22 protein-coding genes are annotated in these 19,444 nt (G+C 59.5%); 13 read left to right on the top strand and 9 right to left on the bottom strand.

All coding sequences use genetic code 11. The annotated features are described in order from the left end of the window. The first annotated feature begins 46 nt into the window (after nucleotides 1-46). Nucleotides 47-1,213: a YbfB/YjiJ family MFS transporter gene (locus AC1DNI_RS05880; RefSeq protein WP_477691155.1), complete on the top strand. Its 1,167-nt coding sequence runs from the start codon at nucleotides 47-49 to the stop codon at nucleotides 1,211-1,213. Here the strand turns inward: AC1DNI_RS05880 and AC1DNI_RS05885 are convergent. Next, a complete protein-coding gene (locus AC1DNI_RS05885; protein ID WP_477691156.1) occupies nucleotides 1,210-1,623 on the bottom strand; it encodes an ACT domain-containing protein in 414 nt (137 codons plus the stop codon). The genes AC1DNI_RS05880 and AC1DNI_RS05885 overlap by 4 nt on opposite strands. A gap of 162 nt (nucleotides 1,624-1,785) precedes the next feature. On the opposite strand from AC1DNI_RS05885, the gene sbmA (AC1DNI_RS05890) reads away from it, so the two are divergent. Then, a complete protein-coding gene (gene sbmA / locus AC1DNI_RS05890; protein ID WP_477691157.1) occupies nucleotides 1,786-3,039 on the top strand; it encodes a peptide antibiotic transporter SbmA in 1,254 nt (417 codons plus the stop codon). A gap of 185 nt (nucleotides 3,040-3,224) precedes the next feature. After that, a complete protein-coding gene (gene sbmA / locus AC1DNI_RS05895; RefSeq protein ID WP_091950274.1) occupies nucleotides 3,225-4,478 on the top strand; it encodes a peptide antibiotic transporter SbmA in 1,254 nt (417 codons plus the stop codon). A gap of 22 nt (nucleotides 4,479-4,500) precedes the next feature. Here sbmA (AC1DNI_RS05895) and AC1DNI_RS05900 read toward each other — a convergent pair whose 3' ends face one another. After that, on the bottom strand, nucleotides 4,501-5,538 hold the full coding sequence (locus AC1DNI_RS05900; RefSeq protein ID WP_477691158.1) for a polysaccharide deacetylase family protein: 1,038 nt from the start codon (nucleotides 5,536-5,538) through the stop codon (nucleotides 4,501-4,503). Between the two features lie 147 nt (nucleotides 5,539-5,685). Here AC1DNI_RS05900 and AC1DNI_RS05905 point away from each other — a divergent pair, with 147 nt between their 5' ends. The 9 genes from AC1DNI_RS05905 to AC1DNI_RS05945 all read left to right on the top strand — a co-directional run bounded on the left by AC1DNI_RS05905 (nucleotide 5,686) and on the right by AC1DNI_RS05945 (nucleotide 13,253). Continuing rightward, nucleotides 5,686-6,270 carry an NnrU family protein gene (locus AC1DNI_RS05905; protein WP_477691159.1) on the top strand — a complete coding sequence of 195 codons (585 nt, stop codon included), beginning with the start codon at nucleotides 5,686-5,688 and terminating at the stop codon, nucleotides 6,268-6,270. Between the two features lie 144 nt (nucleotides 6,271-6,414). Next, nucleotides 6,415-7,095 (top strand): tetratricopeptide repeat protein, encoded by a 681-nt coding sequence (locus AC1DNI_RS05910; protein WP_477691160.1) that lies wholly within the window; start codon nucleotides 6,415-6,417, stop codon nucleotides 7,093-7,095. A 17-nt stretch (nucleotides 7,096-7,112) separates the two neighbouring features. Further along, the gene (gene der, locus AC1DNI_RS05915; protein ID WP_091919485.1) at nucleotides 7,113-8,582 is read left to right on the top strand and encodes a ribosome biogenesis GTPase Der; all 1,470 of its coding nucleotides are present in this window, start codon (nucleotides 7,113-7,115) and stop codon (nucleotides 8,580-8,582) included. A 150-nt stretch (nucleotides 8,583-8,732) separates the two neighbouring features. Next, nucleotides 8,733-9,896, top strand: a complete 1,164-nt coding sequence (locus AC1DNI_RS05920; protein WP_228019534.1) for a cell wall hydrolase — start codon at nucleotides 8,733-8,735, stop codon at nucleotides 9,894-9,896. A gap of 597 nt (nucleotides 9,897-10,493) precedes the next feature. Further along, entirely contained in the window at nucleotides 10,494-10,904 is a 411-nt protein-coding gene (locus AC1DNI_RS05925) for an AtpZ/AtpI family protein (RefSeq protein WP_370645585.1), read from the top strand. A gap of 59 nt (nucleotides 10,905-10,963) precedes the next feature. Further along, nucleotides 10,964-11,716, top strand: a complete 753-nt coding sequence (locus AC1DNI_RS05930; protein ID WP_027230118.1) for a F0F1 ATP synthase subunit A — start codon at nucleotides 10,964-10,966, stop codon at nucleotides 11,714-11,716. A gap of 69 nt (nucleotides 11,717-11,785) precedes the next feature. After that, a complete protein-coding gene (locus AC1DNI_RS05935; RefSeq protein ID WP_008125314.1) occupies nucleotides 11,786-12,013 on the top strand; it encodes a F0F1 ATP synthase subunit C in 228 nt (75 codons plus the stop codon). Nucleotides 12,014-12,117: 104 nt separating this feature from the next. Next, a complete protein-coding gene (locus AC1DNI_RS05940) occupies nucleotides 12,118-12,756 on the top strand; it encodes a F0F1 ATP synthase subunit B (RefSeq protein WP_477691161.1) in 639 nt (212 codons plus the stop codon). Nucleotides 12,757-12,773: 17 nt separating this feature from the next. After that, the gene (locus AC1DNI_RS05945) at nucleotides 12,774-13,253 is read left to right on the top strand and encodes a F0F1 ATP synthase subunit B (RefSeq protein ID WP_162737267.1); all 480 of its coding nucleotides are present in this window, start codon (nucleotides 12,774-12,776) and stop codon (nucleotides 13,251-13,253) included. Nucleotides 13,254-13,394: 141 nt separating this feature from the next. Here AC1DNI_RS05945 and AC1DNI_RS05950 read toward each other — a convergent pair whose 3' ends face one another. Then, complete coding sequence (locus AC1DNI_RS05950; RefSeq protein WP_036813274.1) at nucleotides 13,395-14,054, bottom strand: ribonuclease HII; 660 nt, start codon at nucleotides 14,052-14,054, stop codon at nucleotides 13,395-13,397. Between the two features lie 116 nt (nucleotides 14,055-14,170). Then, the gene (locus AC1DNI_RS05955; RefSeq protein WP_477691162.1) at nucleotides 14,171-15,322 is read right to left on the bottom strand and encodes a PA0069 family radical SAM protein; all 1,152 of its coding nucleotides are present in this window, start codon (nucleotides 15,320-15,322) and stop codon (nucleotides 14,171-14,173) included. Between the two features lie 173 nt (nucleotides 15,323-15,495). Between AC1DNI_RS05955 and AC1DNI_RS05960 the strand changes: the two genes are divergently transcribed. Then, nucleotides 15,496-16,005 carry a glycosyltransferase gene (locus tag AC1DNI_RS05960; protein WP_091919475.1) on the top strand — a complete coding sequence of 170 codons (510 nt, stop codon included), beginning with the start codon at nucleotides 15,496-15,498 and terminating at the stop codon, nucleotides 16,003-16,005. Nucleotides 16,006-16,029: 24 nt separating this feature from the next. Here the strand turns inward: AC1DNI_RS05960 and moaB are convergent, their stop codons facing one another. The 5 genes from moaB to AC1DNI_RS05985 all read right to left on the bottom strand — a co-directional run bounded on the left by moaB (nucleotide 16,030) and on the right by AC1DNI_RS05985 (nucleotide 19,441). Next, entirely contained in the window at nucleotides 16,030-16,581 is a 552-nt protein-coding gene (gene moaB, locus AC1DNI_RS05965) for a molybdenum cofactor biosynthesis protein B (RefSeq protein WP_477691163.1), read from the bottom strand. 2 nt (nucleotides 16,582-16,583) lie between these two features. Next, the gene (locus AC1DNI_RS05970) at nucleotides 16,584-17,468 is read right to left on the bottom strand and encodes a 4-(cytidine 5'-diphospho)-2-C-methyl-D-erythritol kinase (protein WP_477691164.1); all 885 of its coding nucleotides are present in this window, start codon (nucleotides 17,466-17,468) and stop codon (nucleotides 16,584-16,586) included. A gap of 5 nt (nucleotides 17,469-17,473) precedes the next feature. Next, nucleotides 17,474-17,659 carry a hypothetical protein gene (locus AC1DNI_RS05975; protein ID WP_027230110.1) on the bottom strand — a complete coding sequence of 62 codons (186 nt, stop codon included), beginning with the start codon at nucleotides 17,657-17,659 and terminating at the stop codon, nucleotides 17,474-17,476. A gap of 81 nt (nucleotides 17,660-17,740) precedes the next feature. Further along, nucleotides 17,741-18,598: a S49 family peptidase gene (locus AC1DNI_RS05980; protein ID WP_477691165.1), complete on the bottom strand. Its 858-nt coding sequence runs from the start codon at nucleotides 18,596-18,598 to the stop codon at nucleotides 17,741-17,743. Nucleotides 18,599-18,667: 69 nt separating this feature from the next. Continuing rightward, a complete protein-coding gene (locus AC1DNI_RS05985) occupies nucleotides 18,668-19,441 on the bottom strand; it encodes a tRNA1(Val) (adenine(37)-N6)-methyltransferase (RefSeq protein WP_477691166.1) in 774 nt (257 codons plus the stop codon). Nucleotides 19,442-19,444: the final 3 nt, after the last annotated feature.

The raw sequence follows: 19,444 nt of genomic DNA on the forward strand, positions 1-19,444 counted from the left end.
AAATTTATTGGCTTGTCAGTGTGCACTGCAGCGATAATGTCCCGCCATGCAATCGAAGAGCTCATCCTCCGTCCGGCTTGCTCTTGGGGGGCTTGTTGCCATGGCCGTCGGCATGGGTATCGGCCGCTTCATCTTCACGCCGATCCTGCCGGGCATGATGAGCGATCTCGGCCTGTCGCCGGGCGATGCGGGCCTTATCGCCTCCGCGAACTATGTGGGATATCTGCTCGGCGCGGTGGTAGCGGGCTTCAGCTGGTGGTCCGGCTACGAACGGCCGCTCGTCTACCTCGCGCTGGCGTCGAGTGCCGCGCTCTGCTTTCTCATGAGCATAAGCGATGGCGTGTTCGTCTTTTCGCTGGTGCGGTTCCTTGCCGGCATGGCCAGCGCCTTCATGCTGGTCTTTGCGGCGACGATCGTCTTCAGCCACCTTGCAGCAGCCAACCGCCAGGACCTGCAGGCGATCCATTTCGGCGGGGTCGGCACCGGCATTGCCGTTTCATCGCTGCTCGTCGCCTTCAGTTCCGCCAATGGTTATGGCTGGCGTGAAGACTGGATAGGCGCTGCGATCCTCTCGCTTCTGGGCCTGCTGGCTGTACTTATGCTCATCAGGACCGGTCCCGTCCGCAGTGGCGCGGCGGTAGAGGAGCCGCCGCTTGCCTGGACGCCGGCTTTCATCAAGATCAATATTGCCTATGGCATATTCGGCTTTGGCTACATCATTACGGCAACCTTCATCATTGCCATCGTGCGCTCCAGCCAGGGTGGGCCGTGGATGGAGGCGCTGGTCTGGCTCCTGACCGGCATCGCCGGAGCGGTTTCGGTCTGGCTGTGGACGCCGCTTCTGCACCGGACCGGCCCGTTCATCGCCCTTGCGCTCGGATGCGCGGTGCAGGCGATCGGCGTTGCGGCAAGCGTCGTCCTGCCGGCGCCCTATGGTCCGATAATCGGCGGTCTCCTGCTCGGACTGACATTCATCGTCATCACCGCCTTCGGCTTCCAGGCGGGCCGGGTACTCTTGCCGCATTCGCCGCGCAAGGTCATGGCCGTGATGACGGCGGCTTTCGGTATCGGCCAGATCATCGGTCCGCTCGTGGGCGGCTACCTTGCCAATATTACCGGCGACTTCATCTTCGCGACGCTCGCCGCGGCGGCAAGCCTCATCATTGCCGCGGCCTTTGCCTATTCGGCGCGCCGCGGGCAGGGTGGCCGCTAGCTGGTTCGCCCGGCGTCCTGCGCCAATTGGTGCAGCAAGTTCATGGCCTCCTCGGCGCGATCTTCCGGCACGAACAGGTGGTCGTGGTAATACCCCGCGACCGGATTGACGCCGATGCCGGCCTTCGCGAGGCAAGCAGTGATCGCCGCAAGAAAGCCGACGGCCTCCAGCGAGGAGTGAACGTCGAGCGTTATCATCCGCGATCGGAATATCGCTGGAAGCCCGTATTGCTTAGCGGTGGCTTCATCGACGATCAGCGTCAGGCCTTCCGCCTCGCGAAACATCATCACCGGCTCAACGCTGGCCGGGGCCGGGTCGCCCTTGGCAATGGTCGCAAACATATAGACGCCCTCGGCGAGAACCGGACGCATCGTTGCCAGAAACGTGCCAAGATCCGTTTCACCAACCATCGCGTCCTCCATTGTTCGATCATTGCAACCAGCAAGCTGGGCAAAAGTAAACGTCGAGCCTTGCCCATAGCAGACACCGTGCACTAGGTTTGAGAAGAATATTATCTAACCAACTGATTTCACAACCATAAATTGCTAGAGATTGCATAAGGAACGCGCCGCGTGTTTGTATCGTTTTTTCCCAAGCCCAAACTCTTCTTCATTTCTGCCGTGCTCTGGTCGCTTGCTGCCGTGCTCTTCTGGATATTCGCGGGTGAGCCGTTGGGCGCGCGTTTAGGCATGCCCCCGGCAGACCCGAGCGCGCCACCTGTCCTCGGCGCCGCTGTTTTCATCACCAAACCGTATTTATGGCTGTATATTTATTTTGGGACCGCCGTCGCCATCTTCGCAGCATTCTGGATGTGGTATGCGCCGCACAGGTGGCAGATGTGGTCGGTTCTCGGCTCCGCCCTTATCCTTTTCACGACTTACTTCGACGTCCAACTGAACCTGGCACTCAATGCCTGGCGCGGCCCGTTTTTTAATCTTTTCCAGAAGGCGATCACAACGCCGGGTTCCGTGGCGGCATCGGAACTTTATTGGTTGCAATGGCAGTTCATGACAATCGGCCTTACCAATGTCGCCCTCGGCGTTGGCTCGATCTTTTTCGTCAGCCACTATGTCTTTCGCTGGCGTACTGCCATGACCGAATATTACACGGCCCATTGGAGCCGGTTGCGGCATATCGAAGGCGCATCCCAGCGTGTTCAGGAAGACACGATGCGGTTTTCGCGGACGATCGAAGACTTGGGTGTCAGTTTCATTCAGGCCGCAATGACGCTGATCGCATTCCTTCCATTGCTCGCGCAACTCTCGCTGCAGATCACTGAACTCCCAATCATCGGGCAAGTGCCGTATTCACTTGTGATCGTCGCCGTCGGATGGTCGCTTTTCGGCACTGTGCTGCTCGCGATCGTCGGTTTCAGGCTGCCGGGCCTTGAATTCCGGAACCAGAGGGTGGAGGCAGCGTATCGCAAGGAATTGGTGCTGGGCGAGGACGACGCTGGCCGTGCACAGCCGATGGCTTTGACGGAACTCTTCGCCAACGTTCGCCGCAACTATTTCCGGCTCTATTTCCATTACGGCTACTTCAATATCGCCCGTTCTCTATATAGTCAGGCCGATGCGATCTTTCTGAACGTGCTGCTTATTCCAACAATCGCGGCAGGCAAGATCACGCTTGGCCTTTGGCAACAGATGAGCACTGCATTTGGGGAGTTAAGCAATTCCTTCCAATATCTTTACAGGTCGTGGCCGACCATCGTTGAACTGCTCTCGATCTACAAGCGCCTGCGCGCCTTCGAGGCGTCCATCAATGACGAGCCCCTTCCGGCAATCGATCAGGCCTATCTGGCGACGCAGTCGGAGAACAACTGAGTTAACCCGCTACCGGTGGGCGATTGCAAATCGTCCGCCTGTAGCCCCGCCATCCTCACTTTCCATTCGCCAGATCATTACAGCAATTTAATCGCTGTTGAGCGATGTTTGACCAATTCGTGCTGTTAAGTGCAATTCAGAACAACTATGAATTGCGCAACTTTTCACACGGAGAACGTGTCACTGTGTTCGTTTCATTCTTCCCAAGGCCGAAGCTCTTCTTCATTTCGGCAGTGCTCTGGTCGCTCCTCGCCGTCCTTTTCTGGTTTGCCATAGGCGAACAGCTTGGTGCCCGGTTCGGCCTGCCGCCTGCGGCGCCCGATGCGCCTCCGATCATCGGCATTGCCAGCTTCTGGTCGACGCCATTCATCTGGTTCTATATCTATTTTGCCATCGTCGTCGTTATCTTCGCCGCATTCTGGGCCTGGTTTTCCCCGCACCGCTGGCAGCGCTGGTCGGTGCTTGGCTCGGCCTTCATCCTGTTCGTCACCTATTTCCAGGTGCAGGTCAGCGTCGCCGTCAACAACTGGTACGGACCGTTCTACAATCTCATTCAGACGGCAGTGTCGAAGTCTGCGCCGGTTACCTACGAACAATTCTATGAGGGCGTCAGCCAGTTCCTCGGCGTCGCCCTCGTCGGGGTCACCGTCAGCGTGCTTCTCGCCTTCTTCGTCAGCCACTACATCTTCCGCTGGCGCACTGCCATGAACGAATTCTACATGTCGCACTGGAGCCAGCTTCGCCATATCGAAGGCGCCTCGCAGCGTGTGCAGGAAGACACGATGCGTTTTGCCGAGACCATGGAGGGACTCGGCGTCAGGCTCATCGATTCCTTCATGACCTTGATTGCCTTCGTCCCGGTGCTGATCGCGCTTTCAGCGAATATCACCGAACTGCCGATCGTCGGTGAAGTACCGCATCCACTGGTCTTTGCCGCCGTTTTCTGGTCGATCTTCGGAACGGTGGTGCTCGCCGGCGTCGGCGTCAAATTGCCGGGACTGCAGTTCCGCAACCAGCGTGTCGAAGCCGCCTACCGCAAGGAGCTCGTCTATGGCGAGGATCACGACGACCGTGCGCAGCCGCCCGTGGTGAGGGAGCTTTTCGCCAATGTCCGCCGCAATTATTTCCGGCTCTATTTCCACTATATGTACTTTAACGTCGCCCGCTATCTCTACCTGCAGACCGACAATATCTTCTCGCTGATCGTGCTGATCCCTTCGATCGTCGCCGGCAAGATCACGCTCGGCACGATGAACCAGATCAGCGGCGCCTTCTCGCAGGTAACGTCGTCGTTCCAGTACCTCGTCAATTCGTGGACGACCATCGTCGAGCTTATATCGATCTACAAGCGCCTGCGCGCCTTCGAGGCGGTGATCTATGACGAGCCACTGCCGTCGATCGACGAGCACTACCTGCGCACGCAGACCGAAGACGCTTGAGACTGACGAAGTAAGGGGCGGCTCAGATGCCGCCCTTTGCCGCGGGTTGTGAGACTTCCGCACGGGCGACGGGCATGGCAACACCGCCCGTTTCCTTCAAATATTGGCTGTACGTCGTGCACCGCACATCGGCTTTGGTGCAGACCTCTTCGGTAAAGCGCTCCAGCGCCCGCCAATAGGCATCGCCATTCATCAGTGTGAAGTGCAGCCCGATCTGGAACGGGATGCGCTGGCCTTGATACTGCCGGTCGAAAGCGCCCTTGAAGGCGTCATAGGCGCGGCCCTCGAACACGTTCAACTGGTCGGGGCGCTCCACCGCGCCCGAATGGCGGACATAGAGATTATAGTCCATGGCGATCACAGGGCGATTATGCGGGCCTTCGCTGATCGTCGGCAGCCCGAACTGATAGATGCCGCCCGAATGCACCGGCAAGGCCGGCCCCCGCGAAACGCCGCTGCCGTCGAAGGCATAGCCCTGATCGCGGAGCGCCGATATCAGCGCGGGACCCTCGGAAAGATAGGGCGCGCGGAATCCGCGTATCTCGTCGGCGACAAAGTGCTTCCAGCCTTCGGGCTCCGCATCGCTTCCATATTTCGCCCAGGCGCCGGTCAGCACCTGCTTGTAGGTGACAAGTTCCCGCTGCCAGTCCGCCTTTGTCCAGTTCTTGCCGTCGAAGTGGCCGCAGGCATGGCTCGCGATTTCATTGCCTTCGTTGCGTGCCCGCCAGATATTGTCGAGGCGCTTTGCGATATCCTGTTTCGATGTGGCGAAGCCGATGTTCGAACGCCCCGGCGCCTGGCCGGGAGCCTGGTAGGACTTCCGGTCGGACTGATCGATCAGGAAGACGCAGGAAAGAAAATAGGTGAACTTCGCATTGCTGCGCTGCGCGAGTGCGCGGCTGCGATCCCAAAGCTCGTTGCTGCCGGAATTGTCAAACGAGACGAGCACATATTGTGGCTTTGCCCCCGGCGTATCGCGCGCCGCCACGCCGCCATCGGCCAAAGCCGGCATCGAAAACAACAGGGTCGTGGATGCAGCGGCGAGGATGGTCGAACGCATGATGGGGTAACGCGGCTCCGGAAAGGGAAATAACGTCGCTACAGGGCAATTGTGGCGATGATCGGACGCGGCGATCCACCGCAAGCGATCAGCTTGGAACTATTCCAATGCCGCTATAATCTCAGGCATCTTTCGGGGAGGGCGGCCATGCTGGTACTGATTCTTGGGATCATTGTTTTTCTCGGCGTTCATTCGGTCCGCATCGTTGCGCCGCAATGGCGGCTCGCCAAGATCGAGCAGTGGGGTGAGAACAAGTGGAAGGGCCTTTACTCGGTACTCTCGCTTGCCGGCTTCTTCCTCCTCGTCTGGGGATACGGCCTTGCCCGTCCAGATGCCCCGATCCTTTATGAACCACCGGTCTTCATGAAGCATATCGCCGGTCTCCTGATGCTGTTTGCCGCGATCTTCCTCGGCGTCTTCATCGCGAAGCCCGGCAGGATGAAACCCGCGCTCAAGCACCCGATGCTTATCGCCATCAAGACATGGGCATTGGCGCATCTTCTGGCCAATGGCGATCTGGCCTCGCTGATCCTGTTCCTGTCGTTCCTCGCCTGGGCGGTGGCCGATCGGATTGCGATCAAGCGGCAGGAGCGCGCCGGTCTCATTAGCTCCCCCAACATTGTGGCAGGCCCGGTGTCCAATGACATCATCGCGGTCATCATTGGCGTCGTGCTCTACGGCCTGTTCGTGTGGAAATTGCACGCTTTGTTGATCGGCGTTCAGCCGATGTAACCGGCGGAGATGACCTAATTTTCGTTTGCCACTTACATCCTTTGAGTTTTCCGACTAAAAGCGCCTGAACTCCATGCGCGGGCGGCTCTGCTGCACCGCGTTTTTAACAATTGTACTTTGGCGCAAGCTGAACCAAGAGGCACTATGACTGACGACGGCTTTTTCCGTGAAGTGAATGAGGAACTGCGTTCCGACAAGGTGAAGGCTTTCTGGAAACGCTACGGCTCGCTGCTCATCGGCGGCGTGGTGGCAATCGTCGTCGGCACCGCGGCCTTCTCCTTCTACGAATACTGGACCGAGAGGCAGGCTTCGCAATCGGGCGACAAGTTCCTGGCTGCGCTCAACCTTGTTCGGGACGGCAAGAACGACGACGCCCTGAAGACGCTCGATGACCTCGAGAAGGATGGCTATGGCGCCTATCCGGTGCTCGCACGCATGCGCGCCGCGGGCGTCCTCGCCCAGAAGGGCGACAACGCCGGCGCGGTCGCCGCCTTCGACAAGGTCTCCGCCGATAATTCGATCCCGCAGGCCATTCGCGATCTTGCCAAGCTGCGCGCTGCCTTCATTCTCGTGGACACTGGATCCTATGAGGACGTGGCAAGCCGCGTCGAGACGCTGTCTTCAGATTCAAGCCCGATGCGTCATTCGGCGCGCGAGGCGCTGGGTCTTGCGGCCTGGAAGGCTGGACGCGGCGCCGATTCCGCCAAGCTGTTCCAACAGATCGCCGACGACAAGTCGGCTCCCGCCAATGTTCGCCAGTTCGCCGATACCATGCTGGATATGTTGCGCAGCACCGGTGCGGCGCCTGCTGCAACAGCCGGCTGAGACAGGAAACCGAACGGATGAGTTTCACCCTTGCCATCGTAGGGCGCCCGAACGTCGGCAAGTCCACGCTTTTCAACCGCCTTGTCGGTCGCAAACTGGCACTCGTCGACGATTTGCCGGGCGTGACCCGCGACCGGCGCATTCATTCGGCCAAGCTGTACGATCTGAATTTCGATGTGATCGACACGGCCGGCCTTGAGGAAATGCCGAGCGAATCGCTCGAAGGCCGCATGCGCGCGCAGACCGAAGCCGCCATCGGCGAAGCTGATCTCATTCTGTTCCTGGTGGATGCCAAGGCGGGCGTCACGCCCACCGACGTTACCTTCGCCGATCTCGTGCGCCGTTCCGGCAAGCCCGTGGTTCTCGTTGCCAACAAGGCGGAAGCGCGTGGCGCAGAGGCCGGAATGTACGATTCCTGGCAACTCGGCCTTGGCGAGCCTTGCCCGATATCGGCCGAACACGGCCAAGGCTTTCCCGATCTGCGCGACGCAATTATCGAGGCGATGGGCGAGGAGCGCGTCTTCCCGGACGAACACGCCGAAAAAGACGCAGATGATTCGGTCGCTGTCAGCATTCCTGCGGCGCCTGGGCCATCGGCGGATCTCATCGGCGACGATATTGACGATCCGGATGCCGAGGACGTTCCCGACTACGATTCGTCGAAGCCCTTGCGCATTGCGATTGTCGGCCGTCCGAATGCCGGCAAATCCACGCTGGTCAATACGATGCTTGGCGAAGACCGTCTGCTGACGGGACCTGAGGCCGGCATTACCCGCGACTCCATCTCGGTCGATTGGGAATGGAAGGGCCGCAAGATCAAGCTTTTTGATACGGCTGGCCTGCGCCGCAAGTCCCGCGTCCAGGGGAAGCTCGAAAAGCTCTCGGTCGGTGACGCGCTGCGTGCGATTCGCTTCGCCGAAGTGGTTATCATCGTTCTCGATGCAACAATCCCCTTCGAAAAGCAGGATCTGCAGATCGCTGACCTTATCATTCGCGAAGGTCGCGCCCCGGTCATCGCCTTCAACAAGTGGGACCTCGTAGAGAACCGCCAGATGGTGCTCGCCGATCTCCGCGAGAAGACAGAACGCCTGCTGCCGCAGATCCGCGGTATTCGCGCGGTGCCGATTTCGGGCGAACGCAACCAGGGCATCGACAAGCTGATGGCGGCCGTCGCCACCACCGACGAAATCTGGAACCGGCGCATTTCCACTGGCCGTCTCAATCGTTGGCTCGAAGGCGTGACGACGCATCATCCGCCGCCCGCTGTTGCGGGACGCCGCCTCAAGATCAAGTACATCACACAGGTCAAGACGCGCCCGCCGGGCTTCGTCATCTCGTGTTCGCGTCCGGAAGCCTTTCCGACATCCTATGTGCGCTATCTGTCGAACGGCCTGCGCGAGACATTCGACATGCCGGGTGTTCCGATACGCGTCGTGTTGCGCGCATCCGACAATCCGTTCGCGGGCCGCGCCAGGAAGAAGCGCTGAGCATCGCGGATAATATCCGGCGTGGGCTCGTTCGCTAAACTTCTGCCTGCGCCGTTAACTCTCCATCAAGGTTAATGCTTCATTTTTTAGCTCGAACTGTTCGGTTTGAGTGGGGTTATCGGCGTGCGTTTCTCTGAGTATGTGCGGGCATTGCGTTCCCTGCGAACCAACCAGACCGGCAAGAGCTATACGGCGCCTTTGCTCATTGGCGCGGCGCTTTATCTCTTTTCCCCGACCGTGACCGCATACCAGGATATGACGAGCCTCCTTTCCGGATCCGAATCGGGGCAGGGGCGCTGGAGTTCCTATCTCGAAAAATCGCCGGCAGGTTCCATCCAGAAGGCCAACATGTCGTTCGTCGATGAAAAGGCGATCACGGGTTCGATTCCTGCAAGCGGTGTCGATGCGCCTGGCATCGGTCCGATCGCCATCAAGGGTACGCAGAAGTCGCGTGGCGCCACTCCGGACGAGGAGCGGATCAACCGCGCCGAAAAGCAGGGGCGAATCGTTTCGATCAGCAAGAAGGCGCCGCCGAAAGCCTTCAACGCCGGCTCGATCCTTCAGCGCCAGAGCATGCTGGTTCGCCCGTCCAAGGATATTGAAGTCGCAATGGCATTCACCAAGCCGAATATCGCCGGCAAGGAATTTCAGATCGCGCTCGCATTTCACAACCGGGCTGCGGAAAAGCCGGCTTCCGACATGCCGCCAATGCTGGCGAGCCTCGTCAATAATGACAAGCCTGATGTTCTGGCGCTGGGCTACGCGCCGGCGACGCCGGATTATTCGAAGACCTCGCCATTCGATTCGATCCTGAACGAGCCGAAATCGCCGGGACGCTTTGTCCCGCAGCTCGGTGCCGGCGACCATTATTGGCTGGCAACGCCTTTGCCTCCCGTCGTTTTCACCAAGGAAGAACAAAAATGCCTGGCGACAGGCATTTATTTTGAGGCGCGTAGCGAGAGTATCAAGGGACAGGCGGCTGTGGCGCAGGTCATTCTCAACCGCGTGCGCAACCCGGCCTATCCAAAGACGATTTGCGGCGTCGTCTACCAGAACGATGACTGGATCAATCGCTGCCAGTTCTCGTTCGCCTGCGAGGGCCGCAAGCTCCACGTCACGGAGCCGAGGGAATGGAAAGTAGCGCAGCAGGTGGCGCAGGCCGTGACATCCGGACAGATTTTCCTGCCTGAAGTTGGGTCCGCCACCCATTACCATGCAGTCTATGTTCGCCCCAACTGGGCGCGAACGATGAAGCGTGTCGACAAGATCGGCGCGCACATCTTCTACCGCACATTTGGCGGCGGCTGGATTTGATCCGACTTTCGTCGTCTTGGAATTGATGCGAGATCTGCTATATTGCTCTTGGAGTGGGGACGAGCTTTCGCCCGCCCCCCGTTCCTGATTAGTTGAATTGAACCCGGATCGACATTGTCCAGCCAGTCCGGGTTCTTTTCATAATCAGGGTGATGCTAAGTGGCTTGAACCACATGCTTCACCTCCAAGTTCGAGGGCAAGGCCTTTGCCATGGTCGAAGCGGCCCATCCTCCTCGATACGCCGGTTGGCTCGGCGCACCTGCTTCCCCTCAAACTGTCGGTGCCGCATTTATCGGAAAGTTCGCTGTTGCCCGCAAGAAACGCAGGGTTGCGAATAGCTGTTGCGGGGCGTGTGTCTGGTTGGTGCACGGCAGAACGGATGCTCAACGGGCGGCGATCGGCGAGGATTCGAACCCGAATTTTCGCCAAAGAGGTGAGACATAAAGTCATATTTGCCTAACATATTGAATTTTACGGCGAAAATTACCCTTGAGAGTCTCCTTCCAGCGCCTTGACTAGCGCGGATCGGGACAATATGTTGCGCGCGACTTCGAAGCGGGGGTGAAGCCTCGCATTCAGCGTGTAAAGGACATGCCATTGGCCAACGGGAAAGAACCCGATACGTCAGGTCCTGTCGGTGACACGCCGGGTGCTGGACGCAGACTGACTTCGGATGAACTGGAGAGTCGCAGTCGCTCTCTGGCGGCAAAATTGGCTGCCAGGGGTGTAGGTCTCAAGCCCAGTTCGCAAGACAAGGGGACGGAAACCGCCTCCGGTGTCGCGCAGGCCGTGAAATTGTCGAGCGAGTTCATCGCCGGCGTTCTGGCTGGTGCGGGGTTGGGCTGGTTAGCTGACCGATTTTTGGGTACTTCACCTTGGGGGCTGATCGTGCTGCTCCTCCTTGGTTTTTGTGCTGGAACGCTGAACATCCTGCGCTCGACGGGACGTGTGGCGGAGAACCAAGGTGCGGAGCTCGGCAAGGGTTCGGACACCAAGAAACCGGAATAGGCTTCGGCCAAGGTCGCAAGACTGGACCCGCAAGTAGAGACATTACAGACGAGGTTAGAGTGTCAAACGATCCGATTCATCAATTCCATATCAACAAGTGGATTCCCATTGATGTGGGTGGAGTCGATCTCTCCTTCACCAACTCGTCGGCCTTCATGGTCGCGACGGTTGCTGTCGCTTCGGCATTTCTCTATTTCACTTCGTCCAACCGGGGACTGATCCCGACCCGCCTCCAGTCGGTTTCCGAGATGGCCTACGAGTTCGTGGCCTCGACCCTGCGCGATTCGGCTGGCAGCGCCGGAATGAAGTTCTTCCCCTTCGTTTTCTCGCTTTTCATGTTCGTGCTCGTTGCCAACATGCTCGGCATGTTTCCGTACTTCTTCACGGTCACGAGCCAGATCATCGTCACCTTCTGCCTCGCAATCCTCGTCATCGGTACCGTGCTGGCCTATGGTTTCGCCAAGCATGGCTTCAAGTTCCTCGGCGTCTTCGTGCCATCCGGCGTTCCCAAGCTTCTGCTTCTGCTCGTGGTGCCGATTGAAATCATTTCGTTCCTCTCCCGTCCGATCAGCCTTTCAGTTCGTCTTTTCGCCAACATGCTTGCTGGCCACATCACGCTGAAGGTTTTTGCCGGCTTCGTTGCCTCGATGAGCGCGCTCGGCGCTCTCGGCATTGGCGGCTCGATCCTGCCGCTCGCCATGACGGTCGCCCTGACGGGTCTCGAATTCCTGGTGGCTTTCCTTCAGGCCTACGTCTTCACCGTGCTCACCTGCATGTACCTGAACGACGCAGTACATCCTGGCGGTCACTGAGAAAACTTCACCGGCGGTCTCCGCCAAATGCAAATCTATCAATGAGAATTCTATCCAAAGGAGTTTAATATGGATCCGGTAGCAGCAAAGTACATCGGTGCAGGTCTCGCCTGTTTTGGTATGGCCGGCACGGCCCTTGGCCTCGGCAATATCTTCGGCAGCTATCTGTCCGGTGCACTGCGCAACCCGTCGGCAGCTGACGGCCAGTTCGGCCGCCTGGTATTCGGCTTCGCCGTTACCGAAGCTCTGGGCATCTTCTCGCTGCTCATCGCTCTTCTGCTTCTCTTCGCTGTTTAATTCACGACAGCCACTATTACTGGCTGCGCTGCGCGCGGCCAGTAATCTTATGCAGCAAACCAGTTTGCTGATTTGGGAAACGCCCGAACCCAAGGGGACAACATATGTTTGTGTCTTCGGCGCATGCCGCATCCACAAAGGAAACAATCGTCGCTCAGACCGATACGCATGGCGCTGCCGGGACGGCGGCTCCAGCGGCACCTGACGCTCATGCAACCGAAACCCATACCGAAACCGGTGTGGCGCATGAGAAGGCTGTCTTCCCGCCCTTTGATACGACCCACTTCGCCTCCCAGGTTCTGTGGCTCGCACTGACATTCGCGGCGTTTTACCTCTTCCTCTCTCGGGTGATCCTGCCTCGCCTCGGCGGTATCATCGAGACGCGCCGCGATCGTATCGCGACCGATCTCGATCAGGCTGCCCGCATGAAGCAGGATTCGGACGAAGCTCTCGCCGCCTATGAGCAGGAACTTGCCGACGCCAAGAAGAAGGCAGGCTCCATCGCCCAGACCGCGCAGGACGAAGCCAAGGCCAAGTCCGATTCGGAAATGGCGAAGATTACCGCCGAACTCGAACAGAAGCTCAGCGAAGCCGAAGCCAGCATTGCCGCCATCAAGGACAAGGCAATGAAGGAAGTCGGAACCATTGCCGAGGACACGGCGACCGAGATCGTCAACAAGATCATCGGTGGCAATGTCGACAAGGCAAGCGTCTCTGCCGCTGTCAAAGCCGTCCGGGGCTGAGGAGAACGAAAATGGAATTGGACGCAACATTTTACGCCCTCGTAGGCCTGATCATCTTCCTCGCGCTGATCGTCTACCTCAAGGTACCGGGTGTCGTGGGCAAGTCGCTCGACAGCCGCGCCGATCGTATCCGTGACGAGCTTGAGGAAGCACGCCGCCTGCGTGAAGAAGCCCAGTCGCTGCTCGCTGAATTTCAGCGCAAGCGCAAGGACGCCGAAAAGGAAGCTGGCGAGATCGTGGCCATCGCCCAGCGCGAAGCCCATGGCCTGCTTGAGGAAGCCAAGAAGAAGAGCGAAGAGTATATCGCGCGCCGCCACAAGCTGGCCGAACAGAAGATTGCCCAGGCCCAGGTCGAAGCGGTCAACGAGGTTCGCGCCACCGCTGTCGATGTTGCAGTTGCAGCGGCGAGCCGGGTTCTCGCTGACAAGGTCGATACAAAAACGTCGGCTGACCTCTTCAAGTCTTCGCTGTCCGAGGTAAAGTCACGCCTCAACTAAGTTTGGCTGAGTGCCTGTCGAGAAGCCGCCTCCGGGCGGCTTTTTTGTTTGCCGCTATAGGTGTAGGAGAGCGGTAGATGGTGCGCTCCGATGTGCCAAGCAATCCGGTCTGGTAGCGGCGCTATCCAAACAGGCAGCGCTCTAGACCTGCCGATCCTTGAGCGGCGAGAAACTGAAGCGGTGCAGTCCGACCACCGGGCCATGGGCTTCCATGGCATTGCGATGATATTCGGTGGCATAGCCGACATGCGATTCGAGCCCGTACAGCGGCAGGTACTTGCCCGTCTGGGTCATCATGCGGTCGCGCGTCACCTTGGCAAGGATCGATGCTGCAGCGATCGACACCGATCGCTGGTCGCCCCGGATCAGTGCCGTTGCAGGGCAGGGCAAGCCGGGCGCCACGTCGCGTCCGTCGATCAGTGCATGGCCGGGCTGAATGGCGAGCCCGCAAACCGCCCTGCGCATCGCCTCGAGCGCGGCTTTCAGAATATCTGTGGCGTCGATTGCCGGCGCCGAAACGCTGGCCACCGCGCAGGAGAGCGCCGTGGCTGTAATGATATCGAAAAGTTCCTCGCGTCGCTGCGCTGTCAGGCGCTTTGAATCGTCGAGCCCATCGGGAATTTTCTTCGGGTTGAGGATCACCGCGGCGGCGACCACCGGGCCGGCCAGCGGACCGCGCCCGGCCTCATCGATGCCGACGATATATTCGACGCCGCTGCGCATGAGCTTACGCTCGCTGGTAAAGTCCGGTTTGACCGGCTCCAGGGGAAGAAGCAGAGAATCAGAACGCGATCGAGCCATGTTGCGACGAAACTCGCATTCGTTCTGATTCTCTGCAAGTCCTCAGGTAGCGATGGGGTAGGCTACCCAAGGTCACATCAGGCCGGGATGGGGGCGCAGCCTGACGGAAACCCTTGTTAAAACAAGGAAAGTTGCTCGCTCCCCGGAGTTGGGGAAAAAAGATCGGTGCGCAAGCGCCGTTTGGCAAGATTCATCCCCAGCCGCTTGGCCGCGATCTCGAAGCGGCGGCCGATCTGCCAGGCATAGGGCCCGTCGCCGCGCATGCGCTTGCCCCATTCAGCATCGTAGTCCTTTCCGTCGCGCATGGACCGTACCAGCGACAGCACGTGGCGGTAGCGATCCGGATAGTTGCGCAGCAGCCATTCCTTGAAGATCGGGCTGACTTCGAGCGGCAGCCTGAGCAGGACATAACCCGCCTCGAGCGCACCCACTGCCCTCGCGCTATCAAGGACGCGCTCGATCTCATGGTCGTTAAGACCGGGGATGACCGGCGCAACCATGACACCGACGGGAACGCCGGCGTCGGCGAGGCTGCGCAGTGCCTGGAGGCGGCGCGTCGGCGTCGAGGCCCGGGGCTCCATGGTTCGCGCCAGCTTGCCGTCCAGCGTCGTAACCGAAAGGCAAACCTTGGCGAGTCCCTTTTCCGCCATGCGTGCAAGGATGTCCTGGTCACGCATAACCAGCGCCGATTTCGTCACGATGCCCACCGGATGCTGGTGTGCCTCGAGCACCTGGAGTATGTCGCGCATGATGCGCCACTTCTTCTCGATCGGCTGGTAGGGGTCGGTATTCGTACCGATGGCGATCGTCTTCGCCGTGTAGCCCGGCTTCGAAAGTTCCTTGTCGAGCATCTTCGCTGCATCAGGTTTGGCAAAAAGCTTCGATTCGAAATCGAGCCCGGCCGAAAGTCCCATATAGCTGTGGGTAGGCCGCGCAAAACAATAAATGCAGCCATGCTCGCAGCCACGATAGGGATTGATCGAACGGTCGAAGCTGATGTCGGGCGATTCGTTGCGCGTGATGATGACGCGCGGCTTCTCGATCTGAACCTCGGTCTTGAAGGGCGGCAGATCCTCGATCGTCTCCCAGCCATCGTCATAGACGTGGCGGCTCTCCGATTCGAAGCGTCCGGACGGATTCATGCCCGCGCCGCGGCCACGGCGGCGTTCCGAATCGATGCGCAGGCCCGCTTCGTCGATCACGGCATTGGCGTGTTGTGTACGGCCTTGCCCGAAGGCGGCTTTGTCCGCTTGCACCACAATGTTCATTGGCGTTCTCCTTGGACCGAAGCGAATCTCGATTCGCTCATCACAGCCGCAACATGAATCTATTCCTAGCAAAAACCTAGAACAAAGCAAGAACAATATTGCCCGTGTCCCACCCATCTGTGCGCCGAAAGGACAGATGGATATTCGGCCGATTATGCGATAGAGCGTTCGAAATGATCTCCGTTCTGATTGAAACCCAAAATTCGGATGAACCTCTGGCAAGAACGCTTGCCGGGCTGGTGGGTGGCGCTGTCGAGGGTTTGCTCAGCGACGTCGTCGTGGTCGATGAGGGATCCGTCGATCAGACGCACCGGGTCGCAGACCAGGCAGGTTGCATCTTCTTGCAGGACCAGACGCTGCTTGATGGTTTTCGCCGGGCGCGAAGCGAGTGGTTTCTTTTTCTGGAGCCGGGCGCGCGCCTGCTCGACGGCTGGATCGAGCCGGTTGCCATGCATGTGGAGCGCATGCAGGGGCCGGCCTGCTTCACCCGTTCTCATGCGCATCGCAGGCCGTTCCTCAGCCGGGTGTTCAAGCCGGGAAATCCGCTCGCAGACGGATTGCTTATATCCAAGCGCCAGTCGATGGCGCTGTTCAACCCGGGCAAGAAATCAGTAGACATTGCGCGAGGCCTGGCAATGAAGCGGCTGCGCGCAGAAATTATTCCCGCCCCGTTGAAGGGCTAGAACTCCTATCCAAGCAGGAAGCTTTCAAGCTTTTCCGGTGCGCTTCAGGTGCTCGTCGAGCCTCGGCATGATCTCGACGAAGTTGCACGGCATATGCCGGTAATCGAGCTGATGCTGCAGGATACCGTCCCACGCGTCCTTGCAGGCGCCGGGCGAACCTGGCAGCACGAAGACGAAGGTGGCGTTGACGACGCCGCCGGTCGCACGCGACTGGACCGTCGAGGTGCCAATCTTGTCGTAGGAAATGCGATGAAAGACTTCGGAAAATCCGTCCATGCGCTTTTCAAAGATGGGTTCGAGCGCTTCGGGCGTCACGTCGCGGCCGGTAAAGCCGGTGCCGCCGGTGGTGATGATGACGTCGATATCCGGATCCATTGACCAGGACAGCACCTTGTCCCGGATTTTGTTGACGTCGTCGGTCACGATGGCGCGTTCCGCCAGCGTGTGGCCGGCCGCTAGGAGGCGCTCAGCCAATGTGCTCCCGGACTTGTCGTCTTCGAGCTTGCGCGTGTCTGACACCGTTAGCACGGCGATCTTCACCGGAACGAAGGGCCTTGTTTCGTCGGTGCGCGCCATGCTCAGATTCTCTCCATGGCACTGTGCGTTGCAACGACAAACCAGTCAGGATGATCGCGACGGAGTTTCGCCGCCGCCTCTTCGGCGTCGCTGTCGCTGTCGTAAATGCCAAAGCAGGTTGCGCCAGAACCGGACATGCGCACCAGCCGCGGCGATGTCCGTTCGAGTGCAGCGATCGTAGCGTCGATCCCGGGGGTCAGCGCTCGCGTCGCCTGGAACAGGTGATTGTGCGTTGCCTTGAGATAGTCGCAGACGTCATCGAGCGACTGCATCGCGCTCAGCGCCGGCAAGGGCGGGTTGTCGCGCTTGTCTAGGGCGGCAAACACCTGCGGTGTCGAGATCGAAGCGCCGCAATTGGCAAGCACAAGCTGCAGTCGCGGAAATGTCGCCATCGGTTTGATCTCTTCTCCAACCCCGCGCGCAATCAGGGGCTGGCCGTAGAGGCACATAGGAATATCGGCGCCAAGCGGCAGACCGATTGCCGCTAAAGCGTCGATGCCGACATCGAGGGCCCACAGGCTGGAAAGGGCGGTAAGGGCTGCTGCGGCATCGGTCGAACCGCCGCCTATGCCCGATGCGACTGGAAGATGTTTTTCAAGATGGATGGCAACAGGTGTTGCCCGATCTGGGAAGGCCACGCGCAGCGCATCGCGCGCCTTGAGAACGAGATTGGACGCATCATCGGGCAGGGCATGACTGTAAGGACCTGACATGGCAAAGTCATCAAGCGCCGCACGCTTGACGCTTATCCTGTCGCCGAAGCCGGCAAAGACGACGAGACTGTCGAGAAGGTGATAGCCATCGCTGCGCCGGCCGGTCACGTGCAGCGCGAGATTGATCTTGGCCGGAGCCGTCACAGTGATCGTTCGATCAAGGCTGTCGAGCATTGCGATCAATCTTTGCGCAGTCGATATTCGCCGGTCTCAGGATCCTGCACAAGGGTTCCTTGCGCGTGGTTTTGTACTTCCTTCTCCGCTTCGCGCACGCGCCGCGAAACGCGCTGCGCTTCCTTCTTGAACGAGCGGTAGCCGTAAACGGCAGCGACGCCGACAAGAGCGAAAAAGATCAATTGGGGCATCAAGCGCAAACCTCGAAAAGCAATCCTATCGACTTCATTCTAGCACGCTGTGGAGGGGATGAAAAACAGTCTCCGCGTCCATCAGAGACCGAATCGCGACCAGAGCGCACGCTCTTCGGCAGCGCTGATGATACCGCCGGCAATATTGGCGCCGAGCTCACCCATTCTGGTCTCGGCAGAAGGCAGCTTGCGCCCGAAGAGACCACGCGGCTGCGCGATCACCCTGAGCCGCGTTTTCGGGCCATATTGCCCGCGAAGATAGGAGCGCATATCGCCGAGCCCATCAACGAGGCCGAGTTCAAGCCCGCGCATTCCCGTCCAGAACTGGCCGGTGAAAAGGTCGGGATTATCGGTCAGCTTTTCGCCGCGCCGTTCCTTGACGAGGTTGATGAAAGTCTCGTGGATCTCGAGCTGCAAGGATTTCAGATGTTCGACATCTTCCTTGTTCTCGGGCCTGAATGGATCGAGCGTCGCCTTGTTCTTGCCTGCCGTATAGACGCGTCGTTCGACACCGATTTTCTTGATAAGATCGGTGAAACCGAAACTCGCGGAGACGACGCCAATCGAACCGACGATGGATGAAGGGTCGGCGATGATCTCGTCGCCGGCGATGGCGATCATGTAGCCACCGGATGCGGCAACATCCTCGACGAACATATAGACTTTCTTGTTCTTCTCCGCGGCGAGGTCGCGAATGCGCCGGAAGATCAGGCGCGATTGCACGGGCGATCCGCCCGGTGAGTTCACAGAAATTGCAACGGCCGGCGTATCCTTGTCGCCAAATGCCTTTTCGAGAACGGAGGCCGCGGTCGCAAGTGAGAGATTCTGCCGGAATGGGCCGCCACCCGTCATGATTGTGCCATGCAGGCGGACAACCGGTATTTCGACGTGGTCGGGCCGCCAGCGGCGTGGCAATAGTTTCCGCACGAATCTGACCAAGCGTGTCTCCTTTGTAAACAATGCTTTCGGAGCATGTAGGCGGTGCGCGACAATTCGCAATGCCGCGATCTAAAAAAGCGCGGCGAGACCGTTATTGATCGCGTCCGCCCGTTCGGTGAAGCCGTTGCCGCTTGCGTGATGCATGATCAAGGCTGGCTCTAAAGTCAGGCCGGCGCGGCTGCCGCGCGTTCCCCTGATCACGATTCGGATAGCAGCTTCCTGCGGGCGAGGTTGAACCGGCACGATCATCAATCCGCCGAACCTGCCTTTGAGAGCCTCGAGAAGATCGGCAATCGAGGTCGGGCGGGCAATAATCCCGATGCCGCCGCCCGGCTTGACAATGGCGGCCGCCGTTCTGATCCATTGCTCCATCATGCCGGGCGTCATGACGTGCGCCTCCGCCTTCACCGGGTCCGGCGTCGAGCGATCCGTCGGCAGGTTGAAGGGCGGGTTCATGATGGCGAAGTCGAATTCATTGTCGCCGAGTCCTGCCGAGATTCGCGCTTTCCCGGCAAGGGTGACGTCCGCCTGGATAACCTTGGCGCGCCCCGAAAGCTGCGCGTTTTGCGGCAGATCAAGCGAATTGCGTGCGAAGGCGGCCATGTAGTCGGAACGCTCCACCAGGACGGCACTGGCGTCGGGGCAGCGCGACAGGACGGCAAGGCCGGCGGCGCCGGCTCCTGCCCCGAGATCGGCAACGCGGCCGGAAAAGCCGCTGGGCACGGTGGCTGCAAGTATCATGGCATCGACGCCCGAACGGTGGCCCTTGGCGGCAGGCTGAAGCAAATGGAACCGGCCGCGGTGGAACGCGTCAATCGTGTGGGGAACGTCCCGGGCGAGCATGGT

The sequence above is a fragment of the Phyllobacterium sp. 01N428 genome (genome assembly GCF_056399405.1).